25 protein-coding genes are annotated in these 22,003 nt (G+C 67.7%); 13 read left to right on the top strand and 12 right to left on the bottom strand.

The window, feature by feature from the left end:
* Positions 1–10 precede the first annotated feature (10 nt).
* Positions 11–547 (bottom strand): carboxymuconolactone decarboxylase family protein, encoded by a 537-nt coding sequence (locus tag AC13GF_RS06725; protein ID WP_049396107.1) that lies wholly within the window; start codon positions 545–547, stop codon positions 11–13.
* Positions 548–659: 112 nt separating this feature from the next.
* Between AC13GF_RS06725 and AC13GF_RS06730 the strand changes: the two genes are divergently transcribed.
* Positions 660–1,535 carry an AraC family transcriptional regulator gene (locus tag AC13GF_RS06730; protein ID WP_483004024.1) on the top strand — a complete coding sequence of 292 codons (876 nt, stop codon included), beginning with the start codon at positions 660–662 and terminating at the stop codon, positions 1,533–1,535.
* 129 nt (positions 1,536–1,664) lie between these two features.
* Here the strand turns inward: AC13GF_RS06730 and AC13GF_RS06735 are convergent, their stop codons facing one another.
* From AC13GF_RS06735 to AC13GF_RS06770, 8 genes are all read right to left on the bottom strand, one after another.
* Positions 1,665–2,225 carry a TetR/AcrR family transcriptional regulator gene (locus AC13GF_RS06735; RefSeq protein WP_483004026.1) on the bottom strand — a complete coding sequence of 187 codons (561 nt, stop codon included), beginning with the start codon at positions 2,223–2,225 and terminating at the stop codon, positions 1,665–1,667.
* Positions 2,226–2,229: 4 nt separating this feature from the next.
* Entirely contained in the window at positions 2,230–3,762 is a 1,533-nt protein-coding gene (locus AC13GF_RS06740; RefSeq protein WP_483004027.1) for an MFS transporter, read from the bottom strand.
* A 212-nt stretch (positions 3,763–3,974) separates the two neighbouring features.
* Entirely contained in the window at positions 3,975–4,721 is a 747-nt protein-coding gene (locus AC13GF_RS06745) for a hypothetical protein (RefSeq protein ID WP_483004029.1), read from the bottom strand.
* The gene (locus tag AC13GF_RS06750; protein WP_483004030.1) at positions 4,721–5,341 is read right to left on the bottom strand and encodes a DUF3299 domain-containing protein; all 621 of its coding nucleotides are present in this window, start codon (positions 5,339–5,341) and stop codon (positions 4,721–4,723) included. The genes AC13GF_RS06745 and AC13GF_RS06750 overlap by 1 nt, the downstream gene beginning before the upstream one ends.
* Positions 5,331–5,882 (bottom strand): DUF3299 domain-containing protein, encoded by a 552-nt coding sequence (locus AC13GF_RS06755; protein ID WP_476714004.1) that lies wholly within the window; start codon positions 5,880–5,882, stop codon positions 5,331–5,333. The genes AC13GF_RS06750 and AC13GF_RS06755 overlap by 11 nt, the downstream gene beginning before the upstream one ends.
* A gap of 2 nt (positions 5,883–5,884) precedes the next feature.
* Positions 5,885–7,138 (bottom strand): ABC transporter permease, encoded by a 1,254-nt coding sequence (locus tag AC13GF_RS06760; RefSeq protein WP_483004032.1) that lies wholly within the window; start codon positions 7,136–7,138, stop codon positions 5,885–5,887.
* Positions 7,131–7,826 carry an ATP-binding cassette domain-containing protein gene (locus AC13GF_RS06765; RefSeq protein WP_483004034.1) on the bottom strand — a complete coding sequence of 232 codons (696 nt, stop codon included), beginning with the start codon at positions 7,824–7,826 and terminating at the stop codon, positions 7,131–7,133. The genes AC13GF_RS06760 and AC13GF_RS06765 overlap by 8 nt, the downstream gene beginning before the upstream one ends.
* On the bottom strand, positions 7,823–8,356 hold the full coding sequence (locus tag AC13GF_RS06770; RefSeq protein ID WP_171953028.1) for a ZrgA family zinc uptake protein: 534 nt from the start codon (positions 8,354–8,356) through the stop codon (positions 7,823–7,825). The genes AC13GF_RS06765 and AC13GF_RS06770 overlap by 4 nt, the downstream gene beginning before the upstream one ends.
* A gap of 33 nt (positions 8,357–8,389) precedes the next feature.
* Here AC13GF_RS06770 and AC13GF_RS06775 point away from each other — a divergent pair, with 33 nt between their 5' ends.
* Positions 8,390–8,866 (top strand): MerC domain-containing protein, encoded by a 477-nt coding sequence (locus AC13GF_RS06775; protein WP_483004036.1) that lies wholly within the window; start codon positions 8,390–8,392, stop codon positions 8,864–8,866.
* A 31-nt stretch (positions 8,867–8,897) separates the two neighbouring features.
* Here the strand turns inward: AC13GF_RS06775 and AC13GF_RS06780 are convergent, their stop codons facing one another.
* Entirely contained in the window at positions 8,898–11,087 is a 2,190-nt protein-coding gene (locus AC13GF_RS06780; RefSeq protein ID WP_483004037.1) for a TonB-dependent receptor, read from the bottom strand.
* A 128-nt stretch (positions 11,088–11,215) separates the two neighbouring features.
* Here AC13GF_RS06780 and AC13GF_RS06785 point away from each other — a divergent pair, with 128 nt between their 5' ends.
* Entirely contained in the window at positions 11,216–12,091 is an 876-nt protein-coding gene (locus AC13GF_RS06785) for a helix-turn-helix domain-containing protein (RefSeq protein ID WP_483004039.1), read from the top strand.
* 30 nt (positions 12,092–12,121) lie between these two features.
* Here the strand turns inward: AC13GF_RS06785 and AC13GF_RS06790 are convergent, their stop codons facing one another.
* Positions 12,122–13,024 carry a LysR substrate-binding domain-containing protein gene (locus tag AC13GF_RS06790; RefSeq protein ID WP_483004040.1) on the bottom strand — a complete coding sequence of 301 codons (903 nt, stop codon included), beginning with the start codon at positions 13,022–13,024 and terminating at the stop codon, positions 12,122–12,124.
* Between the two features lie 118 nt (positions 13,025–13,142).
* Between AC13GF_RS06790 and dkgB the strand changes: the two genes are divergently transcribed.
* The 8 genes from dkgB to AC13GF_RS06830 all read left to right on the top strand — a co-directional run bounded on the left by dkgB (position 13,143) and on the right by AC13GF_RS06830 (position 19,717).
* Positions 13,143–13,946: a 2,5-didehydrogluconate reductase DkgB gene (gene dkgB, locus AC13GF_RS06795; RefSeq protein WP_483004042.1), complete on the top strand. Its 804-nt coding sequence runs from the start codon at positions 13,143–13,145 to the stop codon at positions 13,944–13,946.
* 11 nt (positions 13,947–13,957) lie between these two features.
* The gene (locus AC13GF_RS06800; RefSeq protein WP_483004044.1) at positions 13,958–14,932 is read left to right on the top strand and encodes a TIGR03571 family LLM class oxidoreductase; all 975 of its coding nucleotides are present in this window, start codon (positions 13,958–13,960) and stop codon (positions 14,930–14,932) included.
* A gap of 19 nt (positions 14,933–14,951) precedes the next feature.
* Positions 14,952–15,890, top strand: a complete 939-nt coding sequence (locus AC13GF_RS06805; protein ID WP_483004046.1) for a cyclase family protein — start codon at positions 14,952–14,954, stop codon at positions 15,888–15,890.
* A complete protein-coding gene (locus tag AC13GF_RS06810; protein ID WP_126928965.1) occupies positions 15,887–16,210 on the top strand; it encodes a MoaF-related domain-containing protein in 324 nt (107 codons plus the stop codon). Before AC13GF_RS06805 ends, AC13GF_RS06810 begins: the two co-directional genes overlap by 4 nt.
* Before the next feature lie 126 nt (positions 16,211–16,336).
* Entirely contained in the window at positions 16,337–16,714 is a 378-nt protein-coding gene (gene copC / locus AC13GF_RS06815; protein WP_483004048.1) for a copper homeostasis periplasmic binding protein CopC, read from the top strand.
* Positions 16,715–16,724: 10 nt separating this feature from the next.
* Complete coding sequence (gene copD, locus AC13GF_RS06820) at positions 16,725–17,609, top strand: copper homeostasis membrane protein CopD (protein ID WP_483004050.1); 885 nt, start codon at positions 16,725–16,727, stop codon at positions 17,607–17,609.
* A gap of 45 nt (positions 17,610–17,654) precedes the next feature.
* The gene (locus AC13GF_RS06825; RefSeq protein WP_483004052.1) at positions 17,655–18,353 is read left to right on the top strand and encodes a heavy metal response regulator transcription factor; all 699 of its coding nucleotides are present in this window, start codon (positions 17,655–17,657) and stop codon (positions 18,351–18,353) included.
* Positions 18,350–19,717, top strand: coding sequence for a heavy metal sensor histidine kinase (locus AC13GF_RS06830; RefSeq protein WP_483004054.1), 1,368 nt, complete (start codon positions 18,350–18,352; stop codon positions 19,715–19,717). Before AC13GF_RS06825 ends, AC13GF_RS06830 begins: the two co-directional genes overlap by 4 nt.
* A 20-nt stretch (positions 19,718–19,737) precedes the next feature.
* Here AC13GF_RS06830 and AC13GF_RS06835 read toward each other — a convergent pair whose 3' ends face one another.
* On the bottom strand, positions 19,738–20,670 hold the full coding sequence (locus AC13GF_RS06835) for a LysR family transcriptional regulator (protein WP_483004056.1): 933 nt from the start codon (positions 20,668–20,670) through the stop codon (positions 19,738–19,740).
* A gap of 106 nt (positions 20,671–20,776) precedes the next feature.
* Here AC13GF_RS06835 and AC13GF_RS06840 point away from each other — a divergent pair, with 106 nt between their 5' ends.
* Both AC13GF_RS06840 and AC13GF_RS06845 read left to right on the top strand, forming a co-directional pair.
* A complete protein-coding gene (locus AC13GF_RS06840) occupies positions 20,777–21,520 on the top strand; it encodes an SDR family oxidoreductase (RefSeq protein ID WP_483004058.1) in 744 nt (247 codons plus the stop codon).
* A 46-nt stretch (positions 21,521–21,566) separates the two neighbouring features.
* A complete protein-coding gene (locus AC13GF_RS06845) occupies positions 21,567–21,914 on the top strand; it encodes a hypothetical protein (RefSeq protein WP_483004060.1) in 348 nt (115 codons plus the stop codon).
* Positions 21,915–22,003: the final 89 nt, after the last annotated feature.

The raw sequence follows: 22,003 nt of genomic DNA on the forward strand, positions 1-22,003 counted from the left end.
AGGCCGCATCTCAGCGCAGCGCGACCTTCGGGAAGTCCACCGGCACGTCAAACGCTACGTTGACGTAGTTGGTGAACAGGTTGAGCGCCACGTGGGCGAGGATCTCAACGATCTGCTCATCATCGAAGCCAGCCGCACGCAGCGCCTGCACATCGCCATCGGCAATCTGCGCACGCTGCTCGACCACCTTCAGCGCGAAGTCCAATGCCGCCGAGGTGGCCGGATCGCTGGACTGGCCGATCTGCGCGGCGGCCATCTGCTCGCTGCTGGCACCGGCCTTGCGGCCCAGCGCGGTGTGCGCGGCCAGGCAGTATTCGCAGGCGTTGCGGTTGGCGATGGCGACGGCGATCTGCTCGCCCAGCAGCGGCGACAGGCGACCGCCGCCCAGCGCGCCGAACGAACCCCACATGCTCTGCAGGGCGGCTGGCGAGTTGGCCACGGCACGGAACATGGCCGGGGTGGCACCGAAGGCGGCGTGGACCTGGCCCAGCAGGGCCTGGCGGTCGGCGGTGGTGTTGGCAGCATCGATCAGGGGGACACGGGACATGGTGGATCTCCTTGGGAAAGCGCCCGGGATTGGACGACCCGCTCATCCTAGGTAGACTCCGTGGACGCATCAGGCTTAATCAGCCACACATATTGTCCATTCGTCCACGATCATGCCCGCCGACACCTCCGCACCCGACCGCCTCTCCTCCCTGCTGGAACGTTTCCGGGTGCAGGCCGCGCTGTTTCACAGCGGTCCGCTGTGCGGGCGCCATGTCTTCGAGCCGCAGCCCGGTCGTGCGTTCCTGCACATCCTGCGCCAGGGTGAAATGGAAGTCCGTCATCCCGGGGGCGATATCGCGCTGCCCCGGTTGAAGATCGACACACCCAGCCTGCTGCTGTATCCGCAGCCACTGCACCATGTGTTCTTCAACGCACCGCTGGATGGCCCGGATTTCACCTGCGCCACGCTGGACTTCGATGGCGGCGCGCGCAATCCGATCGTGCAGTCGCTGCCGCCGGTGATGGTGGTGCCGCTGGCGGCGATCGGCGAACTGGATGACACCCTGCACCTGCTGTTCGCCGAGGCCGATCGCCAGCGCTGCGGGTCACGGCTGCTGACCAACCGCCTGTTCGAGGTGGCGCTGATCCAGGTCCTGCGCTGGGTGGTGGACCACCCGGATGCGGCCGGCGTCAGCCATGGGTTGATGCGCGGGCTGTCGGATGCGCGGCTGGCCCGTACGCTGGTGGCGATGCAGCAGGCGCCCCAGGACGAATGGACGCTGCCGCGCATGGCTGCGACTGCCGGCATGTCGCGCAGCGCATTCGCGGCAGTGTTCAAGGACGTGATGCAGGCAACGCCCGCCAGCTACCTGCTGGACTGGCGGCTGAGCCTGGCCTGCGCGCAGCTGCGGGCCGGCGTGGCGGTCAAGCAGGTGGCGATCGAGGTGGGGTTTGCCGATACCGCCTCGCTGTCGAAGGCGTTCCGCAAGCGGTTGGGGGCCTCGCCGAGGGCGTGGCTGGCCGCGAGCGCCGCGCAGGCTGGGTAGATGGATGATGGGTAGAGTCGACCGCTGGTCGACTATCGCGCGACGCGCGGGGTTTTCGTGGTCTGACCGAAGAGCAGCCGACCAGCGGTCGGCTCTACCACGGGTGATGTCTGCGCGCCGGCTGGCCGCTCATCTGGACGTTCCATCAGACTTCGCCAGCAGCCCGGCGATGCGCTCGGCAACACGGGCGCGCACGCCTTCGTCCAGCTGGCCTTCGTACATCGCCTCGTAGATCCACAGGCCATCGGCGGCCAGCCGCGCCACGAAATTGTCGAGCGCAGCAGTGTCCTCCCCTGTACCCGCCTCCGGCGGCAGCGGTGCCCAGCGCCGCACCGCCGGTCCCCACGGACGTTCATCGGCGTCCGGGTCGGCCGATTCGAGCATGAACATCAGTTCGGCACGGGTGGCACTCTGCGCCGAGACACGCACGAAGGTCTGGTAGCGCTCCAGTGCCGTCGCTTCGTCCGCGCGCTTGCCCAGCAGCGTTTCCATCGACGTTTCCCAGGCCTGCACCAGGTGCTCGTCGATGCCGCGCAGCAGTGCCTCGCGCGACGGGAAGTGGTACAGCAGGCCGCCGCGGGTCAGCTTGGCCTCGGCCGCCACCGACTCGAAGGTCACCGCACGCACGCCGTCACGATTGATCACGTTGACGGCGGCGTCGAGGATGCGGTCGCGCTTGCTGGTTCTCATCGCTTCATTTTACGCGATCGGCCGCGCCCTCGCGGCTGCCGACGCGGCCCCGCAGCAGGCGCGCCAGGATCGTCGCGCCCAGCGCCAGCACAGCGGCGATCACCAGCAGCACGATCTGGTAGCCACGGTCATACGCGGCCGCAGCCAGTGCGAACCACTCACCCTGCCCGCTCGCGCGCGCGGCATGCAGCGCCTGGGTGAAACCCTCGCGGGCAAGCGCCGGCATATCGGCCGAGACCGGCAGGAACGCGCTGTACATCGCGGCGCTCAGGCTGCCCAGCATCGCCACCGCCAGCAGGCCGCCGAACTCATAGGACACTTCTTCCACCGACGAGGCCATGCCCGCGCGGTGCGCGGGCACGTTATTGAGGATGGCAGTGGACGCCACCGAGATGGCCGAACCCATGCCGAAGCCGGTGATGGCCATACCAGCCACCACCCAACCAAGGCCGTGCGGGAAGCCGAACGCCACCACGCCGACGCCCAGCGCACCTGCGGCCAGGCCGCCACAGATCAGCGGGCGCAGGCCCACCCGGTGCAGGATGCTGCCGCCCAGCAGCGCGCTGGGCAGGCTGCCCAGTGCCGCCACCGAGACCAGCAGGCCCGCCTGCAGCGGCGTGAAACCTGCCACCAGCTGGAAGCGCTGGGTGGTGACCAGCTGCAGGCCGGCCATCGCGAACAGGGTGAACACCGCCGACAGCGTGCCGGCCAGGAACGCAGGATTGCGGAAGATCGCGAAGTCCAGCAGCGGGTACGGCAGCTGCTGCTGGCGGCGCGCGAACGCCGCACCGCTGATGACGGCCAACAGCAGCGCACCTGCGCCCAGCGAATACGACGGCGGCGTAGCGATTAACGACTTGATCGCCAGCACCAGGCCGGACAGTGCAGCCAATGCCAGAACTGAAGACACCAGGTCCCACGGCCGCGAGGTGTCGCGCTGGCCTTCCGGCGCCAGCAGCAGCGTGGCCACGAACGCGACCACCACCACCGGCACGTTGATCAGGAACACCGAGCCCCACCAGAAGTGCTGCAGCAGCCAGCCGCCAATGATCGGGCCGAGCGCCGCACCGACGATGGCCACCGAACCCCAGATCGCGATGGCGATGTTGCGTTCGCGTTCTTCGTGGAAGCTCAGGCCGATCAGCGCCAGCGTGGCCGGCATCATCGCGGCCGCGCCGATCGCCAAGAATGCACGCGCTGCAATCAGCTGCGCTGCGGTGTCGGCGAACGCCGCTGCCAGCGAGGCGACGCCGAACACCACCAGGCCGATCAGGAACATGCGGCGGTGGCCGATGCGATCGCCCAGCGTGCCCGCACCCAGCAGCAGGCCGGCCATCACCAGCGGATAGGCGTTGATGATCCACAGCGCCTGGCCGGCACTGGCCGAGAGTTCCTCGGTCAGGGTGGGCAGTGCGGTGTAGAGCACGGAGTTGTCGAGCGTGACCAGCAGCAGGCCAGCGGCGACGGTGAACAACAGTGCCCAGCGACGGGCACGCGACAGGGCCGGAGCACCGGCCAAGGGCTGGGACAAAGCCATGGGAGAACCTGATGGGGGTGGAGTACCGCCATAACTATACCGGATGTCCTGTATAGTTATGGCCGTCGGAACCAACCGGTTCAGCTTTTGTAGAGGCTGGCTTGCTCGGCTGAACCGCCAGCCAGGCATGGCCTGGCTCTACTTGTCCAGGCCAGGCGTGGCCTGGCTCTACTGAAACGGGCCTGCGGTGGCCTGGCTCTGCTGGTGAACGTTTACCGGCAGTCTTCCGGCAGCGCGGCGATGGCCGATACAACGGCCGGCTGCATACCCTGCCCTACGGCCATGTCCAGCTCCCCGCCCGTTGCCCCATGCTGGCGCCGCAGCTCGTCCTCGCACAGCCCGCGCACCCGCGCACGGGCATTCGCGCGCAGGCTGCTGCACCGCCAATCGGTGCCGCCCAGCGGCAGCACCGAGTACACCACGCTGTTGCAGGCGTTGCCGGCGCGCTGCTGCAGCGACAGTCCAGCGAAATCCCGCGGTTCGCTGCTGCGTTGCGGGTCGAAGTAGCTGTCCGGGAACGTGCGCGCGTACTGTTCGATGTCCACCGCCATGTGGCGCCCATCGGCCAACGGCATCTGCAGCGGCTGGCCGCACTGCGTCGCGTCGGCGCGGTGCTGGATGTACTGGTAGATCGGCCGGTCCAGCGAGGGATCCTGCTGGGTCACCGCACTCACCGCCGCCAGCACCGGCAGTGACGCACGATTGGCCATGCGCGCCAGCAGCCCCGCCTGCGATGGCTGGCAGCGGTCGCGCAATGTTGCCGCGAGCAGGAACAGCACGTCGTTGCGGAACGCGTGATCGTCACCCAGGCGCTGTTCGATGCGCTGGCTGGCGTCGGACGCCGGTGCCGGAAACGCGACCGCCGGCGGCGCGATGGGTGCGCGCTGCTGCTGCCACCACACCAGCAGCGCCACTGCACCCAGCAGCACCCCGGCAACCATGATCCAGCGCCGGCGCATCAGTTGCGGATCGCCGTCAGCGTGGCCGCCGCGGCATCGTAGGACGCGCTGGCGATGTCCGCGTCGAAACGCTTCACCTGCAGGCGGCCGGCAAGCCGGTATGGATCCCACAGATCGCCCAGTGCGATCGGTGTGGCCAGGGTCACGTGGATGATCTGGTTTGGCGGCGGTGGTGGCACATGGATGCAGGCGCCGTAGAACGGCACGAACAGCAGTTCATCCACCAATCCTGCATCGTTGGTACCGAGCGGCACCACGTAGCCATCCAGATCCACCGCGCGACCATCGACAGCATCGACCACGCGCGAAGAGCCGAACTGCTTGGCGCGGTCCGGGCTGGAATGGTCGATCTCCACCCCCGGTGGCGTGCCCGAGCCGGTGTCGTCGATCAGGCCACCCACGCCGTCCATGCCATTGCGTGACAGGCCGATCTGCGGCGGCGGTCGCTGGTAGGTCACTTCGTCGGGCCGCAACGCGTCCCAACGGTCGATGGGGGCTTCGGCGGTGGCAGAGGGCGCCGGTTTGTCCTGCGGCGTGACCACCACCGCATCGCCGCCCGGCGCCGTACAGCCCGCCAACCACAGGCATCCCAACGCCAGTAACAGGTGACTACGGTTCATAGGGCCTCAGCTGTGCGTCACGCATGGTGTAGGCCGAACCGGCCAGATCGTCGTCCAAGCGTTCGGCCCGCAGGGTGCCGGCCAGGAAGAACGGCGAATACATGTCCGGCATCTCGATCGGGCGCGGCAGCACCACGTGCACGATCTGGTTCGGCGGCGGTGGTGGCACGTGGATGCAGGCGCCGTAGTACGGCACGAACAGGAACTCGGTCAACCGCCCGTCCTGCGCGTTGGCCAGTGGTACCACGTAGCCCGGCAGGCGCACCGGCCGCTGCAGTACCGTGTCCACGGTGCGGAAGGTGCCGAACTGCGGCATGCGCCGGTTGCCGTTGTGCTCGACTTCCGGGCCCTCGCCGCGTTCCAACGCGGCCAGCTCGTCCTTTGGCATCATCTGCAGCCAGTCCAGTTCCTGCTCTGCCGCATCCGCAGCGTCAGCGCGGTCGACAACCGGCGCGGGTGGCAAGGCCTGCACACCGGTATCCACCGGCCGCTCGCAGGCAACCAGGGCCAGTACCATCGGCAGCGACAGCATCCAGCGCATGCTCAGCCTCCCGGCGACAGGCCATCGGCCAGCGTTCGCCGGTAGGCCAGCAATGCCGGCACCAGCCCAGCCACCGCACTGATCGCCAGCACGCCTGCCACCCACGCCAGCTCGCGGCCATCCGGCCAGACATGGGTGATCGACAGGCCGAAGGTGGCCAGTACCCAGCCGCGCCCGGCAATGCTGGCGACCACCAGCAGCGACAGGGCCAGCACGCAGGCCACCGCACTGGTCGCCACCGCCTCCACCACCAGCAGGCCAGCGATGTAACCCGGCCGTGCGCCGGTGGCACGCAGGATGGCCATCTCACGCCGCCGCTCCTGCAGGGTCGAGACCAGCAGCGCCACCAGCGAGACCATGCCCAGCAGCACCACCATCGCACTGATCAGCTGCAACGCCCGCTCGGCGGTGCCCAGTGACTGCCACAGCTGCTGCAGGGTCACGCCGGGCAGGATCGCCAGCATCGCCTCGTCCGGATACTCGTTGATCCTGCGCTGTACCGAGAACGTGGCGATGCGCGAATTCAGGCCGAGCATGAAGGCGGTGATGCTGGTCGGGGTCAGGTCCAGGTGGCGCGCCTGCTCGGCGCTGACGCTCTGGCTGCGCAGCTGCACGCCCGATCGCCAGTCGACATGGATCGCCTCGATGGCTGGCAGCGAGACCAGCAGCGACGAATCCACCGGCGTGCCGGTGCGCTGCAGGATGCCCGCAACGCGGAACGGCTTGTCGGCATGCGTGGCCAGCGTGACCGCGCCGGTGCCGTGCGCCAGCACGATCTCATCGCCGAGGCCGACCTTCTGCGCGCGTGCCACCTCCGCGCCGATTACCGCGTCGTACAGATCATCAAAGGGCCGCCCCTGTGCAAAGGCCAGCTCGTGACCGGAACCATAGCGATAGTGTTCAAAGTAGCCGCCAGTGGTACCCACTACACGGTAGCCGCGCCAGGAATCGCCCAGCGACAGTGGCACCGACCACGTCACCTGCGGCAATGCGGACAGCTCCTGGTAGGACTGCCAGGACACGTTGTTGGTCGGGTCGCCGATATGGAACACCGAGTACAGCAGCAGGTTCACCGGTCCCGAACGCGCACCGACGATCAGGTCGGTGCCCGATACGGTGCTGGCGAACCCCTCGTGTGCCTGCGTGCGTACACGCTCGACGCCCAGCAGCAGCACCACGCTGAGAGTGATGACCAGCACGGTCAGGCCGACACTCAACGCACGGCTGCGCAGGCTGGCCCAGGCAAGCTCAAGCATGGCCGGCACCTGCCTGGTTGATCTCGGACAGTGAAATGGTGCGGTCGAACAAGGGCTGCAGGCTGTCGTCATGGCTGACCACCAGCACCGTGGTGCCAGCCGCCTGGCACTGCGCGGACATCAGCTGCAGGAAGGCGGTCGCCGCTTCGCGGTCGAGCGCCGAGGTGGGCTCATCGGCCAGCAGCAACGCTGGGCGGCCGATCAGGGCGCGTGCCGCCGCCACGCGCTGCTGCTGGCCAACACTGAGCGTGCCTGCGCGCCGCTGCATCAGCGCCGGGTCCAGCTGCAGGGCCTGCAGCAGGCGGGCGATCTCGGCATCCAGCGGGCCGCTGATGCGTGCGCTGCGCAGGCGTGAGAAGCGCAGGCCCAGTGCAATGTTGTCGCGCACGCTGAGGAACGGCAGCAGGTTGAACTGCTGGAAGATCACGCCCAGGTGGTCGGCGCGGAAACGATCCCGCGCCGCACCTCCCATGTCCTGCAGCACCTGCCCGGCCACCTCGACACGGCCTTTGCCGGGCAGCAGCACACCGGCCAACAGTCCCAGCAGGGTACTTTTGCCGCCACCGCTGATTCCGCGCAGCAACACGCTGCTGCCCTGCTCGACCCACAACCGCGGGATATCCAGCACCAGCTGCATGCCGTATCCGAACTGCACGTTTTCCAGCGAGATCACCGGTGCCGCGCTCACGGTGCCAGCACCACACGCAGGTTGTCGGGCGTGAGCACGCTGCGATTCTGGCCATTGGCGGTTGCGCTGTTGACGATGACTTCGTGCAGGCCGGGGAACAGCACAGGCAGGCGCACGACGATCGCCCGCAGCTCGGCAGGTTTGGCACAGTGGTACTGCAGCGTTGCGCTGAAACCTGCGTGCCGGTGCTGTCCCGGCGGCGGCGCGGCGGCCGTCGCGTCGAAGCCCTCTGCATCGGCTTTACTGGTGGCCAGACGGCACTCTGCAGCGGTGGGCAAGGTGACCCAGTTGCCGCCCTTCAGCAACGACGTCGCCCGTGCCAGCGCGGCCTGCTCGGCTGCATTGGCCGGCGGCCGCTCGTAATCGAGGATGCCTATGCCGGGGGCCTGAAGGGCGAATTCCAGAGTTTGCTGGTCAAGCGCAACATCAACGGTCGCCTGGCCATGCACGTGCGGTGCGTGCTGGCGGATGTCATGGGCCTGTGCGGCGCTGGCAGCCAGCAGCAGGAAAAGAGCAGCAGGAAGCTTCATGGGGGGAGTCTCCAATTGTTACTATGTAACATTATGGACCATATCCCCACGACGCCCGCAAGGGCCCTGGCCCAGCCGCCAACTTCAGCACGCTGGCACCCCCGCTTCGATCTTGCCGGTGCCTGGCTGTCCCTGGCCTGCGCCGCCCACTGCATCGCCCTGCCCCTGCTGCTGGCCTTCGTGCCGGCAGCGATGATGGCGCTGCGCTCGTTCCAGCATCCCGGCCATGGCGCGATGACATTGCTGCTGATGATGTCGCGCTGGGAGTGGCTGTTCGCGCTGCTGGCCTCCTCGCTGGCCTTGGCGAGTACCTCGGCCGGGGTGCACCGGCATGGGCGCTGGCGGCCTGTGCAGCTGGCCTGCACCGGCGCCATCCTGCTGCTGTCAGCCTCGCTGTATCTGCCGCTGAAGGAATCGCTGCTCTGGCATGGCGTGGCCACGGCATGTGGTGGCGTGCTGCTGGCGGCGGCGCACATCGGCAACCGGCGCGCGCTGCGCCGGCGCCCCTAAGATGCCGGCCAGCGGCCGGCACTACCTATGGTCAGAAGTGATAGCCGACTTCCGCGCCGAAGATGCGCGGGCTGTCGACCGGGCCGTAGTAGTTGCCATCACGGCCGAACGCCAGGTTGTCGAAGATCAGGCCGTTGATGCGACGCTTGTTGGTCAGGTTCTGCACGAAGACCCGTGCGCTCCACGGCCCGGTTTCGTAGCCCAGCTGTGCACCCAGCACCGCGACTGCCGGCTGGAAGGCGCGGTTGCGCTCGTCCAGTGCGCTGGAGCCGGTGAACTGCGACTCCAGCCGCGCGTAAAGTCCGGATTCGAACTGGTAGCGTGCGGCCAGGTAGCCGGTGTAATGCGGGGTCAGTTTGACCCGCTTGCCATCCAGGTTCTGGTCCACGCTGACCCACAGCTTGGTGTACTCCGCGTCGACGTAGCCCACATTCGCCATCAGCGTGAAACCAGGCACTACTTCGAACACACCCTCCAGTTCTGCACCCCGTGACCGGATCGAGGCGTCCGATCCCACGTAGTCCGACGAAATCGGGCGGCCGTTGGCATCGGTGGCCACCTGGATCTCCTGCCAGTTGTCCGAGGTAATGTGGAACAGCGCGCCGCCGATGTGGCCACGACCGCCCGCCAGATTCATCTTGAACCCCAGCTCGTGGCTCCACATGCGTTCGGATTCGTAGCGCAGCACCTTGTCGTTGACCACGTCGCTCTGCGCTGCGGCCAGGTTGAAGCCACCTGGAATGTAGCCCTTGGCCGAAGCGGCATAGAAGGACAGGTCGTCGGTGGCGTCGTAGCGCAGCGACACCCGCGGCAGCGTGGCCGAGAAGGTGCGCGCCAGCGCGGCATCGCGGTACAGCACGCGGCCACCGGCACCCAGGTCCAGCGCACCGGCACGCTGTTCAGTGGAGCGCCGCGCCTGCTCATGGCGCAGGCCGGCACTGGCGGTCAGCTTGGGCAGCGCGGGGAAGGTGTAGCTGGCGGTAGCGAACACGCTGTAGTCCTCGCCCTTCGAGGTCTGCCGCGGCGCCAGGTTGTAACTGTCCAGCCCATGCAGCACCGGGCCGACGAACGTGCCAAGGATCGAATCCTTGCTGTTGCGGTAGGTGGACACACCCGCCATCCAGGTCAGGGCCTGGTCGCTGGGCGAACTGAAGCGCGCCTCGGCCGTCCACTCCCGCTTCCGGTCGTAGATGCGGCCTGCCAGTGCCGGGCTTTGGGTCATATCGAAGTCATAGCCGGCGGAGGTCACTTCCTCGCTGCGCCAGGAGGCGGCCACGTCCAGCGTGCCGGCCTGCAGCTGCCATTGCGCGCTCAGGCCCGCAACCGACTCGTCCTTCTCGGTGCGCTTGGGTGCGTCGTTGATGTAGGTGAAGTCACTGGCACGGCGGCCTCCGTTGAGCGACGTGCCGTAGGTGCGGTTGTACAGGCCGGTATCCAGCGGCAGGTACTCGTACTCGAACATGCCGGGCGCTCGGGTACGCAGGTGATAGGCCAGCGCGTTCACCGAGACATAGTCGCTTGGCCGCCAGCGCAGTTTGCCCTGCAGATAGCCTTCGCCCACCCTGCCGCGCGCGCCGGACGGCGTGAGGTTCTTCAGGTAGGCGTCATCATCCGAGCCCATGAACGCCACCGAGCCGGACAGGCTGCCCGTCTTGTTCAACGGCCCAGCCAGGAAGCCATCGAGAGCGGTGCCATTGCCGTTGCCGAACCAGGTGCTGCGCACATTGACCTCGCCCTCTCGCGCATCGGCCGGGCCGCGTGTGCGCACCAGCACCAGCCCCGACTCGCTGTTGGCACCGTACAGCGTGCCCTGCGGCCCGCGCAGCACTTCCACCGACTCGACCTGGTTGAGCACTGCGTTGCTCAACTCCCGGAACGGGATGCCATCGATGTAGACCGAGGCACGATTGACCAGGAACGGATTGGACTCGATGCCGCGGATCGAGATGAACATGTTGCTGAGCTGGCCCATCGCATTGAATTTCACGTTGGGCGCGAGCTTGTCGAGGTCACGGAACTCGGTGACACCCGCCTCCTTCAGCGCTTGCCGGTCCAGTACCGTCACCGACAGGTCGCTCTTCAGGTACGGAGTGTCGCGCTTGGAGCCGGTGACCCGGACGCCGTCGAGCGTGGCCGGGTCGGCCTGTTGGGCCAGAGCTGGGATGGCGGGAATGAGCAGGGATGCCGCGATGAACGCGGCAGCAGGCGTGGACGACTTCAAAGCGGGAACCTCGACGGATGGGGTGGCGGACGCGCGGGCGGCGGCAGCGCAGGACAAGAGTGTTATCCTGTAACATTCGCTCAGTGCCGCCACTCCATTCCTGGCAGCCCTGCTCCGTTTCCGGATCCATGACGCGTGCTTTCCTGATGCGAGCCCTCGCCGACCAGCTGCTGCAGGAAACCGGCCCACAACCGCCCGCGATGGTGACCAGTGACGACGGTGCGGTGGTGCTGCTGCGCCACCGCTTCGAACCGAGCGAAGGCAGCCTGGGCCATCCACACCAGCTGCGCCTGGGCATGGCCGTCGATGGCGGCGGGCGCCTGCAGCAGCGCAGCCAGAGCGGCCTGCTGCAGGGCGTCTGGCAACCTGGTCAATTCAACGTGGTCCTGCCTGGTGACATCGGCACCTATGCCAGCCCTGCAGTGAAGGTGCTCGGCCTTGCCATCGATACCGGCCACCATCCGCTGGAAACGCGCCAGCTGCATGTCCTGCAACCACTGGCGGCGCGCCTGCAGCGCGACCCGGTGGTCACCTCGGTGCTGCAGGCGTTGTGGTGCAGCGCGCAGGCCGATGCCTGCCTTCCCGGATTTCTCGAGCACGGTGCGCAGGTGCTGCTGCACCGCCTGCAGCAGCTCGCCGGACATGCGCGAGCGACGCCGCCGAGGGGCCCCGCGCTGTCCGTGCGGCAACTGCAGCGCCTGCAGGAGTACATCGACACGCAGTACGGCCAACCGCTGGCGGTTGCACAGCTGGCGGCGGCACTGCAGATGGACCCATCGACGTTCAGCCGTGCGCTGCGTGCAGCCACCGGGCTGCCACCCTATGCCTTCCTGACCCAGCGCCGCATGCAGTGGGCGCGCGCGCAGCTTGTGCAGGGGCGCAACGTCACCGAGGTTGCATTGGCCTGTGGCTACGCCAACCCCAGCAAGTTCAGCGCGGCCTTCCGGCGCGTAGTCGGCTGCTCACCGTCTGCGTGGGCCACGCAGCACCGCAGCCCGTGGTAGCGCCGGGCCCTGCCCAGCAAACCATGCCCCTCACTCGTCGAACGGTCGCTGCCCCAGCGTCTGCGTCACGTGGTCCACGAAACAGGTGATGCGTGCAGCCAGCGCGGTGTTGCGGTAGTACACCGCGTTGATCGGCTGCCGCACTTCCTGCGTCTGCCTGGCGAACAGCTGCACCAGGCGGCCATCACGCCGGTCCTGGCGGGTCAGGAAGTCGGACAGGCAGGCGATGCCCAGCCCGGCCACCGCCATCTGCCGCAGCGTCTCGCCACTGGATGAAGCGATCGCCGGCTCGATCACGAAAGGCCCGCCATCGGCATCGTGCAGCGGCCATTCGTTCAACGAACTGGGCTGGGTGAAGCCCAGCAGGTCATGCTCGCGCAGCTGGTCCACCCGCGTGGGCGTGCCATGCCGGCGCAGGTATTCGGGGCTGGCCACCACGCGGATGCGACTGTGGCCGATCGGCCGCGCATGCAGGGTGGAATCGCGCAGCACACCGATGCGGAACGCCACGTCGGTGCGCTTCTCGATCAGGTCGGTGATGCCTTCATTGGAATTCAGCTCCAGCTCCACCTGCGGGTAGCGCTCGCGGAAGCCCTCCAGCAACGGCACGATCACGTGCAGCATGAACGGCGTGGCCGCATCCACGCGCAGGCGCCCGACCGGCTGCAGCCGCCGCGCGGCCATTTGTTCCTCGGCCTCGTCCACCGTGGCCAGGATCGTGCGCGCGTACTCCAGGAACGCCGCACCTTCCTCGGTCAGTTCCAGCCGCCGCGTGGTCCGCCGCAGCAGCGTGGTCTGCAGCTTGTCCTCCAGCCGCGCCAGGGTGCGGCTGGTGGCCGAGATGGTCAGTTCCAGCGCCTCGGCCGCCGCCGTGATCGAACCGCTGTCGACCACGGCCACGAAGGCCTTCAGCTCATCCAGGGTGGTTTTCATTTTTTACCTCGGCGCAAAAGCATTTCCCGTATACACAGCTTAATCGACAAATGTAAAGCGCCCACACTTCGCGCTGTCCCGAGCCCACCGGCTCTCAACGAAGTCCCTGGAGTCCATCATGAGCGTTCCTTCCTTTGGCGTCGGCACCTTCCGCCTGACCGGCCAGACCGTCATCGACTCGGTGCGCAACGCCCTCGAGGTCGGCTACCGTGCGGTCGATACCGCGCAGATCTATGGCAACGAAGCCGAAGTCGGCCAAGCCATCGCCGAATCCGGCGTAGCACGCGACCAGCTGTTCCTGACCACCAAGATCTGGGTGGACAACTACGCCGCTGACAAGCTGATCCCGAGCCTGCGCGACAGCCTGGCCAAGCTGCGCACCGACTACGTGGACCTGCTGCTGATCCACTGGCCGGCGCCGGGCAATGGCGTTGAACTGCGCGAGTACATGGCCGCGCTGGTCGACGCCAAGGCGCAGGGCCTGACCCGCCAGATCGGTGTGTCCAACTTCAACATCGAGCTGACCCGGCAGGCCATCGAGGTGGTCGGCGCCGGCGAGATCGCCACCAACCAGATCGAACTGAGCCCCTACCTGCAGAACCCGGCACTGACCGCGTTCCTGCAGGACCAGGGCATCACCGTCACCTCCTACATGACCCTGGCCTACGGCAAGGTGCTGAAGGATCCGGTGCTGGCCGCCATCGCCGACAAGCACCAGGCCACCGTGGCCCAGGTCGCGCTGGCGTGGGCACTGCAACGGGGTTACTCGGTCATCCCGTCCTCGACCAAGCGCGAGAACCTGGCCAGCAACCTGCTCGCCCAGGACCTGCACCTGGATGCCGATGACATGGCCGCAATCGCCGCGCTTGACCGCAACGGCCGCGAAGTCGATCCGCCGGGCCTGGCCCCGGCCTGGGACTGAGGAGCCTCGCCATGGGCAGTGCGCTGACGCGGCTGCAGGCCGGTGGTTTCAGCATCGGCATCGAAGCACCGCTGGACAATGACTGGACGCCGCTGGGCGAACAGGCACGACGCGCCGCGCGACGCCTGCCCGGCGAACCGGACCTGCAGCGCCATGCAGAACTGGCACGGTTGGCCGACTGCCTCGGCTTCCGTGCGCTGTGGGTACGCGACGTGCCGGTGTACGACCCGGCCTTCGGCGATGCGGCGCAGGTGTTCGAGGTATTCAGTTACCTCGGCTACCTGGCCGGCATCACCAATGACATCCTGCTGGGCACCGGTGCGGTGGTGCTGCCGATCCGTGAGCCGTTGCTGACCCTGAAGTCGGCGCGCAGCGTGCAGCGGCTCAGCGGCGACCGCCTGTTGCTGGGTGTGGCCAGTGGCGACCGCCCGGTGGAATACCCGCTATTCGGCCGCGACTTCGACAGCCGTGGCAGCCGTTTCCGCGAGCAGATCGCATTGCTGCGCGAAGGCGCCACCGCGCACCTGCCGCAGGGCCTGGAGGTGCTGCCCGCGGATGGCCCGGCCCTGCCGTTGTTCGTGGCCGGACTGGCCCAGCAGCAACCGGCATGGATCGGCCAGCACATGGATGGTTGCCTGGCCTATCCGGGCACGCCGCAGGACCATGTACAACGCGTGGCGGCCTGGCGCGCCGTGGCCGGCAACAAGCCGTATGCCAGCTTCATCCACCTGGACCTGGTGGCCGATGCCGATGCCCCCCTGCAGCGCTGGCGCTTCGGCCTGCGCGGCGGCCGCAACGCCCTGCTGGCCGAGCTGCACGCCATGCAGGCGGCCGGTGTCGACCACATCGGCCTGCAGTTCCGCCGCAACGAACGGCCGCTGGCCGAAACCTTCCACGAAATCGCCGAGTACGTGCTGCCGCGCTTCCCGGCCCATGCCGGCGCCGCTGCGTCGCATGCCCCGCTTGCCGCCCCCGCGACGGCCTGACAGTTACCGGAGCTTTGCCATGAAAATGAAGACCCTGGCCGCGCTTGCGCTGGCCACCCTGCCGCTGTCCTTCCAGGCCACCGCCGAGGACTGGTATCCCTCTGCCTACGGTGCCAACGACGAGATCGGCGCGGCCAACCTGCTCACCGCGGACGTGGTCAAGCACGCGGTATCGCTGGTCAGGACCGGCAAGACCTATCCGTTGGCGGTGCCGGTGGACAAGAACCTGCCCGCGTTCCGCCACCGCAGCTTCCGCCTGTACAACGTGCAGGTCGGCCAGCAGGCCGGCAAGTCGCTGGGCCCCAACAAGTTCACCTTCAACGATGAACTGGTGAACGCCTGGACCGGCGTTGGCACCCAGCTCAACGGCATCGGCCATATCGGCATCGACAATGTCTACTACAACGGCAACAAGGCCGCCGACTTCGTCACCGTGGACGGCGTACGCAAGCTCGGCGTCGAGAAGGTGCCGCCGATGGTCACCCGCGGCGTCGTGCTGGACATGACCGCGTACTACGGCAAGGCGATCGTGCCCGGCGGCATCGAGTTCACCGTGGCCGACATCCAGGCCGTGCTGAAGAAGCAGGGCCTGAGCCTGCGCAAGGGCGACGTGGTGCTGTTCAACACCGGCTGGCTGGAACTGATCGGCAAGGACGACACGCAGTTCCTGGAAGTGGAGCCAGGTATCGGCATGGAGGCCGCGAAGTGGCTGGCCGACCAGGGCATTGTCGCCTTCGGTGGCGACACCTGGGCCTCGGAGGTCTACCCGAACCCGAACGGTGCCGAGGAGTTCCCGATCAACCAGTACATGCTGGCCAAGCGCGGCATCTACAACCTGGAGCTGATCGACAGCCGTGCCCTGGTGCGCGACAAGGCCTGGGAATTCCTGTTCGTGCTCGGCCAGCCGCTCTACGTCGGCTCGACCCAGGTCAACATCAACCCGGTGGCGATCCGATGAACACTGCTCCCGCCTTGCCGTTGTTCGCCGGCCGCCGCTTCCGCGTCAGCTATGACGGGCTGGCCGCCGACAATGTCTACAGCGCCGATGGCCGCCACGTGCAGTACGCCATCGTCTCCGGCGCCTATGCCGGTGCGCAGGGCGAAGCCGCCTGCGAGTGGCAGCAGATCAGCGAAGGGGTCTATGCAATTTCGTGGCAGGAAGCCGATGGCGCAACGGTCGTGCATGTCGATGACTTCGTCGGCGGGCGTTCACTGGCCTGGTTCACCGCCACCGATGGCAGTTTCCATCGCATGCAGGGGCCGTTGGCAGTGCTGTGATGCCGGCCAGCGGCCGGCACCACCGGTGAGTGGACGAAACATTACAGATCGGTAATGTTCGGGTCAGGGCGGCGAAAGGCGCTGCCCTCCACCCTGTGCGCCACGTCTTCAACAGGTGTCCCGCACATGATCCGTTCCCTTCGCCGCTCCGCCTCCCTGGCGCTTCTCCTGTCCGGCCTCGCGGTTGCGCCGCTGGCCCTGGCCCATCCCAGCCTGGTGCGTTCGACGCCGGCCGCCGACGCCACCATTGCCCCGGCGACCGAGATCACGCTGCAGTTCAGTGAGAAGGTGATGCCGCGTGCCACCCGCATCGAACTGAGCATGGACCATGGCCGCATGAAGATGGCCATGCCCACCACCGCGCAGGACCTCTCCGAAGATGGGCACACGCTGCGTGCGCGCTTCGCCAAGCCGCTGCCGGCCGGCAGCTACGCACTGCAATGGCGCGCGGTCGGCCAGGACAGCCACCCGATCACCGGCAACTACCGCTTCACCGTGAAGTAAGGCCACCGCCGTGGCCGAGCTCTCGCCGTATGCGCTGCGGCTGGCGCTGTACCTGGTGCTGATGCTGCTGTTCGGGCGGCTGCTGTTCGTCCGCCCCGGACTGCCGCGCAGCATCTCGCTGACGCTCGCCGTGGTTGCGCTCATCCTGGTCGTCATCGATGCCGTGAACCGGTTGTCCGGCGTGCTTGGCATCCCGGCAGCCGACATCGACCCAGCAACGGCGCACTGGTTCCTCACCGGCACGCCGGTGGGTAAGGCCGGCCTGCTGCGCACCGTGGCGGTGCTGGCAATGCTGCCCCTGCTGGCATCCGTTACGCCGCTGCGGGGCCTACGCCGCCTGGCGCTGCTCGCGTTGTCCACCACCGCCCTGGCCAGCCTGTCCTGGAACGGCCATGCCGCCGCCGGAGATGGATTCGGTGGCACCTTGCGGCTGGTGGCCGGCATCGTGCACCTGCTGGCCGCCGGCGCCTGGGTCGGCGCGATCGCCGCCATCCTGCAGTTGGCGGCGCGACCGCAGGGCCTGCGCCTGCGCGAACGCACCCGCGAGCTGTGGCAGGCCGCCCACAGCTTCGCCCTGCCCGGCACGGTCATCGTCGCCACCCTGGCGATGACCGGGACCTACACCTATGTCGATCTTGGCGGTTCCGTGCAGACCCTCATCGGCACCGCGCACGGACGCTGGCTGCTGCTCAAACTCGCCCTGGTCGGTGGCATGCTGGGGCTGGCGGCCCTGCATCGCTGGCGGCTGGTACCTGCGCTGGCCAGCTCCATCCGCGGCGGCTGGCAACCGCGGCCGCTGCGCTCCCTGCGCCACAGCCTGGCCTTCGAATCGGTACTGGCCGTGCTGGTGCTGGCCTGCGTGGCCGTGCTTGGCACGCTGGATCCGCTGACATGAGTCTGCGCAGCCAGCCCACGCGCAAGCTGCGATGATGGGCGCATCATGAAACTGCTGATCGTCGAAGACGAACCCAAGACCGGCAACTACCTGCGCCAGGGCCTGATCGAGGCCGGCTACGTGGTCGATCTCGCCTGCAACGGCATCGACGGGCTGCACCTGGCCGGCAGCGGTGAGTACCAGCTGGTCATTCTCGATGTGATGCTGCCCGGCCTGGATGGGTGGAACGTGCTGTCGCGGCTGCGCGAGGCCGGATGGCAGGTGCCGGTGCTGTTCCTGACCGCGCGCAGCAGCATCGCCGACCGCGTGCAGGGCCTGGAGCTGGGCGCAGATGACTACCTGGCCAAACCATTCGCCTTCGCAGAGCTGCTGGCGCGCGTGCGCACCCTGCTGCGTCGTGGCCAGGCGCTGCCGCAGGCCGAGCGCATCGTCATCGCCGACCTGGTGGTGGATACCCTGCGCCGCCGGGTCGAACGCGGCGGCCAGCGCATCACCCTCAGCCAGAAGGAATACACCCTGCTGGAGCTGCTGGCGCGCCGACGCGGCGAAGTGCTGCCGCGCTCGTTGATCGCTTCGCAGGTGTGGGACATGAACTTCGACAGCGACACCAACGTGATCGACGTGGCCATCCGCCGCCTGCGCGCGAAGATCGACGATGACTTCGATGCAAAGCTGATCGTCACCGTGCGCGGCATGGGCTACGTGCTCGAAGCACCGGACGACGGCGCTGTGGGCAACGGATGAACCTGCGCCGTTCCATCGCGGTACGGCTGACGCTGCTGTTCGCCATCGTGGCCACGCTGGTGCTGGCCGCGTTGGGCGTGACGATCTATGTCAGTGCCCGCCACGACCTGGTCGCCCAGGACTTCGTCGAACTGGAGAACAAGGTCGCGTTGATCCGTGACCTGGCCGATAACGGACCTGCGCCCGCACGCGGGCAGCGGTTGGCAGAGGCGCTGGGCCACCATCCGGATATCGCCTTCCACATTGTTGATGGGAGAGGCGCGGTGCTGTTCTCCACCGCACCGGCACTGCTGCGCGAGCATGCACGCAGCCAGCCCATCGACGCCGCGCCACGGCGGCACGACTGGATCCTCACGGATGGCCGCTGTATGCATGCCCTGCACCTGCGCCAGACGCTGGCCGACGGCAGCCAGCTGGTCACCCTGCTGGCCATCAATGACAACCGCCATGCCGACTTCCTGCAGCGCTTCCGCCACCTGCTGGCGATCGCCATCATTGGTGCCGCGGTGGCCAGCAGCCTGCTCGGCGGCTATGTGGTGCGGCGAACACTGCGGCCGCTGCGCACGCTGGCCGATGAGGCCCGGCAGATCACCGCTGGCCGGTTGCAGCGCCGCCTGAGCGCGCGCAGTGCACCGGCCGAACTGGAGCAGTTGGCGCAGACCCTCAACGGCATGCTGGCACGCCTGCAGCAGGACTTCGCGCGGCTGACCGAGTTCTCCGGTGATCTCGCCCACGAGCTGCGCACGCCGATCACCAATATGCTGACCCAGGTGCAGGTGGTGCTGGCGCACCCGCGCAGCAACGAGGCCTACCGCGAGACGCTGGCGTCGTGTGCCGAGGAACTGCAGCAACTGGCACAGACCGTGGGCGACCTGCTGTACCTGGCGCAGGCCGAGGCGCCGGGCGCGCTGCCCTCGCGCGAGCCGGTGGCGCTGGATGGGGTGGTGGATTCGCTGCTCGAGTTCTACGACCTGCTGGCCGAAGATCGGCAGTTGACCCTGCGCCGCGACGGCACCGCACGCGTCGAGGGCAATCGCTTGATGCTGCACCGTGCGATCGCCAACCTGCTGTCCAACGCGTTGAAGCACGCAGCCGTGGGCAGCGAAGTGCGGGTGCGGCTGCTCGAGGCCGATGGCGTGTGCAGGGTCAGTGTGCACAACCTCGGCACACCGATTGCCAGCGAGGCGCTGCCGCGCCTGTTCGATCGTTTCTACCGCGGCGAACGTGGCCGCCACGAAGGTGCCGGACTGGGCCTGGCGATCACCCGCGCGATTGCACAGGCACACGGCGGCAGCGTGAGCGTTGTGTCGGATGACACCGGCACCCTGTTCGAGCTGGTGCTGCCGAGCGCAGCCGCCCGGTAGTGCCGGCCGGTCACCGCGTCTCAGGAGCGCTGCTTCGGTAGTGCCGGCCGCTGGCCGGCAACCCCTGTCTGGTCAAACACCCCGGCCACCCAGTCGATGAACACCCGCAACCGTGGCGACGGCGTGCGGTTGCGCGGGTAGACCAGGCTCAGTGGACTCGGCGTCGGCGGCGTCTCGGGCAACAGTTCCACCAACTGCCCGCGCGCAATGTACGGGTCCATCCGGTAGCGCGGCGCCTGGATGATGCCGAGGCCCGCCAGCGCGGCACCAAGGAACGCGTCCGCACCGGAAACACGCACCCGCGCCGGCAGCGGCACGTAGCGCACCTGCCCGCCCTGCTGGAACTCCAGAGGAATCAGCTGGCCGGTGGCGCTGGAGCGGTAGCCGACCATCTGATGTCCTTCCTCCAGCGATTCAATGGTGTCGGGCAGGCCGTGCGCCTGCACATAACCCGGCGCGGCCACCGTGACCTCGCGCAGCATCGCCAACCGGCGCGCCGCCAGATCGCTGTCGGCCAGCGTCCCCACCCGCAACGCCGCATCCACGCCTTCGCGCAGCAGGTCGACATAGCGGTCGCCTTCGCTGACGTCCAGCTCGATCTCCGGGTAGCGCTGCAGGAAGTCCGCCAGGTGCGGAAACAGCAGGTGCCGGCCCAGCGTGCCGTGCACTTCAATGCGCAAGGGACCGCGAGGCGGCGCGTCACGGAACGCAGCCTCGGCATCATCCATGTCGGCGATCAAGCGCAGGCAACGGCCATAGAAGGCCTCGCCTTCCAGCGTTGGCACCACCACCCGCGTGGTCCGGTGCAGCAGGCGCACGCCCAGCCGCTGTTCCAGCGCCTTGATCGCGTCGGTCACCGTGGCCCGCGGCAGGCCCAGGTCCTCGGAAGCCCGGGTGAAGCTGCGGCGCTCGACGATACGGACGAAGGCGCGCATGGCCGTGAAGCGATCCATTGTTCGGCTACCCGGATGATGTTGGCGGATTATGCATGATTATCCGGAACACCGATGTGGCGAAGATGGCTCTGCGCCACTCCGGCGTGCCCTGCTGGAAGCCACCATGACCCTCTCCCCCGCCCGCTCTGTCGCCCTGGTCACCGGCGGCTCCCGTGGCATCGGCGCCGCCATCTCCCGCCGGCTCGCTGCCGATGGCCACGCGGTCGCGATCAACTATGCGGGGCGCCGCGATGACGCCGAAGCCTTGGCGGCCGAACTCAACGCAGCCGGCGCGCAGGCCATCGCGCTGCAGGCCGATGTGGCCGATTCACAGGCGGTCCACCAGCTGTTCGACGCCATCGAGGCCCGTTTCGGCGGCATCGACGTGGTGGTCAACAGCGCCGGCGTACTGCAGCTGGCGCCGCTGGCCGACAGCGACGACGCCCTGTTCGATCGGGTGATCGGCATCAACCTCAAGGGCGCCTTCAACGTGCTGCGCGAAAGCGCGCCACGGGTCCGCGACGGTGGCCGGCTGATCACCCTGTCCACCAGCGTGGTTGGCATCAAGCTGGAGAACTACAGCGTGTACGCGGCCAGCAAGGCAGCGGTGGAGACGATGGGCGCGATCCTCAGCAAGGAGCTGCGCGGGCGCAACATCACCGTGAACGCAGTGGCCCCCGGCCCGACAGCCACCGACCTGTTCCTGGACGGCAAGTCACCGGAACTGATCGAGCGGCTGGCGAAGATGAACCCCCTGGAGCGGCTGGGTACGCCGGATGACATCGCCGGTGCGGTTGCGTTCCTGGCAGGCACCGATGGCGGGTGGATCAATGGCCAGGTGCTGCGCGCCAATGGCGGGATGGTGTAAGGACCACCGGACTGGCTATGCTCGGCCAAACGAACGGGGCACGCGCATGGAAAAGCCGGGCATCTGGTATCGACTCTGGATGATCACGTTTCTGCTGGGAGGCCTGTTGGCGCTGGCGACGCTTGTGCTGTGGGCCTCGCTGCGTGGCGACGTACGCAACCTGGCGATGGCGCTGATCTGGGTGCTATGGGCACTGGCCACCCTTTGCTTCTTTCTGGGTGGCATCACCGATGGCTTTACGATCTGGGGTGTCAACCACGGCAGGAAAGTCTGGCGTGCGGACAGGCCGCGCGTTTTCTGGCTCTGCCACATCTCCACCACGGTGCTGTGCCTGAGCTGTCTAGGTATGTTGATCGTACCGATGATGATCGCCTGGCAGGGTTCGGGAGGGTAAGGACGCGGGCTCCACGCAAGACGTGGAGCCCCTGTAGAGCCGAGCCCATGCTCGGCTGCTCTTCGCGCAGAAGCCAGAAGCCAGAAGCA

Source organism: Stenotrophomonas sp. 22LJNL06-5-1 (genome assembly GCF_056861455.1).

Coding starts and splice junctions, on each gene's coding strand:
- AC13GF_RS06725 (WP_049396107.1), bottom strand. CDS start 547: ATGTCCCGTGTCCCCCTGATCGATGCTGCCAACACCACCGCCGACCGC.
- AC13GF_RS06730 (WP_483004024.1), top strand. CDS start 660: ATGCCCGCCGACACCTCCGCACCCGACCGCCTCTCCTCCCTGCTGGAA.
- AC13GF_RS06735 (WP_483004026.1), bottom strand. CDS start 2,225: ATGAGAACCAGCAAGCGCGACCGCATCCTCGACGCCGCCGTCAACGTG.
- AC13GF_RS06740 (WP_483004027.1), bottom strand. CDS start 3,762: ATGGCTTTGTCCCAGCCCTTGGCCGGTGCTCCGGCCCTGTCGCGTGCC.
- AC13GF_RS06745 (WP_483004029.1), bottom strand. CDS start 4,721: ATGCGCCGGCGCTGGATCATGGTTGCCGGGGTGCTGCTGGGTGCAGTG.
- AC13GF_RS06750 (WP_483004030.1), bottom strand. CDS start 5,341: ATGAACCGTAGTCACCTGTTACTGGCGTTGGGATGCCTGTGGTTGGCG.
- AC13GF_RS06755 (WP_476714004.1), bottom strand. CDS start 5,882: ATGCGCTGGATGCTGTCGCTGCCGATGGTACTGGCCCTGGTTGCCTGC.
- AC13GF_RS06760 (WP_483004032.1), bottom strand. CDS start 7,138: ATGCTTGAGCTTGCCTGGGCCAGCCTGCGCAGCCGTGCGTTGAGTGTC.
- AC13GF_RS06770 (WP_171953028.1), bottom strand. CDS start 8,356: ATGAAGCTTCCTGCTGCTCTTTTCCTGCTGCTGGCTGCCAGCGCCGCA.
- AC13GF_RS06775 (WP_483004036.1), top strand. CDS start 8,390: ATGGACCATATCCCCACGACGCCCGCAAGGGCCCTGGCCCAGCCGCCA.
- AC13GF_RS06785 (WP_483004039.1), top strand. CDS start 11,216: ATGACGCGTGCTTTCCTGATGCGAGCCCTCGCCGACCAGCTGCTGCAG.
- AC13GF_RS06790 (WP_483004040.1), bottom strand. CDS start 13,024: ATGAAAACCACCCTGGATGAGCTGAAGGCCTTCGTGGCCGTGGTCGAC.
- dkgB (WP_483004042.1), top strand. CDS start 13,143: ATGAGCGTTCCTTCCTTTGGCGTCGGCACCTTCCGCCTGACCGGCCAG.
- AC13GF_RS06800 (WP_483004044.1), top strand. CDS start 13,958: ATGGGCAGTGCGCTGACGCGGCTGCAGGCCGGTGGTTTCAGCATCGGC.
- AC13GF_RS06805 (WP_483004046.1), top strand. CDS start 14,952: ATGAAAATGAAGACCCTGGCCGCGCTTGCGCTGGCCACCCTGCCGCTG.
- AC13GF_RS06810 (WP_126928965.1), top strand. CDS start 15,887: ATGAACACTGCTCCCGCCTTGCCGTTGTTCGCCGGCCGCCGCTTCCGC.
- copC (WP_483004048.1), top strand. CDS start 16,337: ATGATCCGTTCCCTTCGCCGCTCCGCCTCCCTGGCGCTTCTCCTGTCC.
- AC13GF_RS06825 (WP_483004052.1), top strand. CDS start 17,655: ATGAAACTGCTGATCGTCGAAGACGAACCCAAGACCGGCAACTACCTG.
- AC13GF_RS06830 (WP_483004054.1), top strand. CDS start 18,350: ATGAACCTGCGCCGTTCCATCGCGGTACGGCTGACGCTGCTGTTCGCC.
- AC13GF_RS06835 (WP_483004056.1), bottom strand. CDS start 20,670: ATGGATCGCTTCACGGCCATGCGCGCCTTCGTCCGTATCGTCGAGCGC.
- AC13GF_RS06840 (WP_483004058.1), top strand. CDS start 20,777: ATGACCCTCTCCCCCGCCCGCTCTGTCGCCCTGGTCACCGGCGGCTCC.
- AC13GF_RS06845 (WP_483004060.1), top strand. CDS start 21,567: ATGGAAAAGCCGGGCATCTGGTATCGACTCTGGATGATCACGTTTCTG.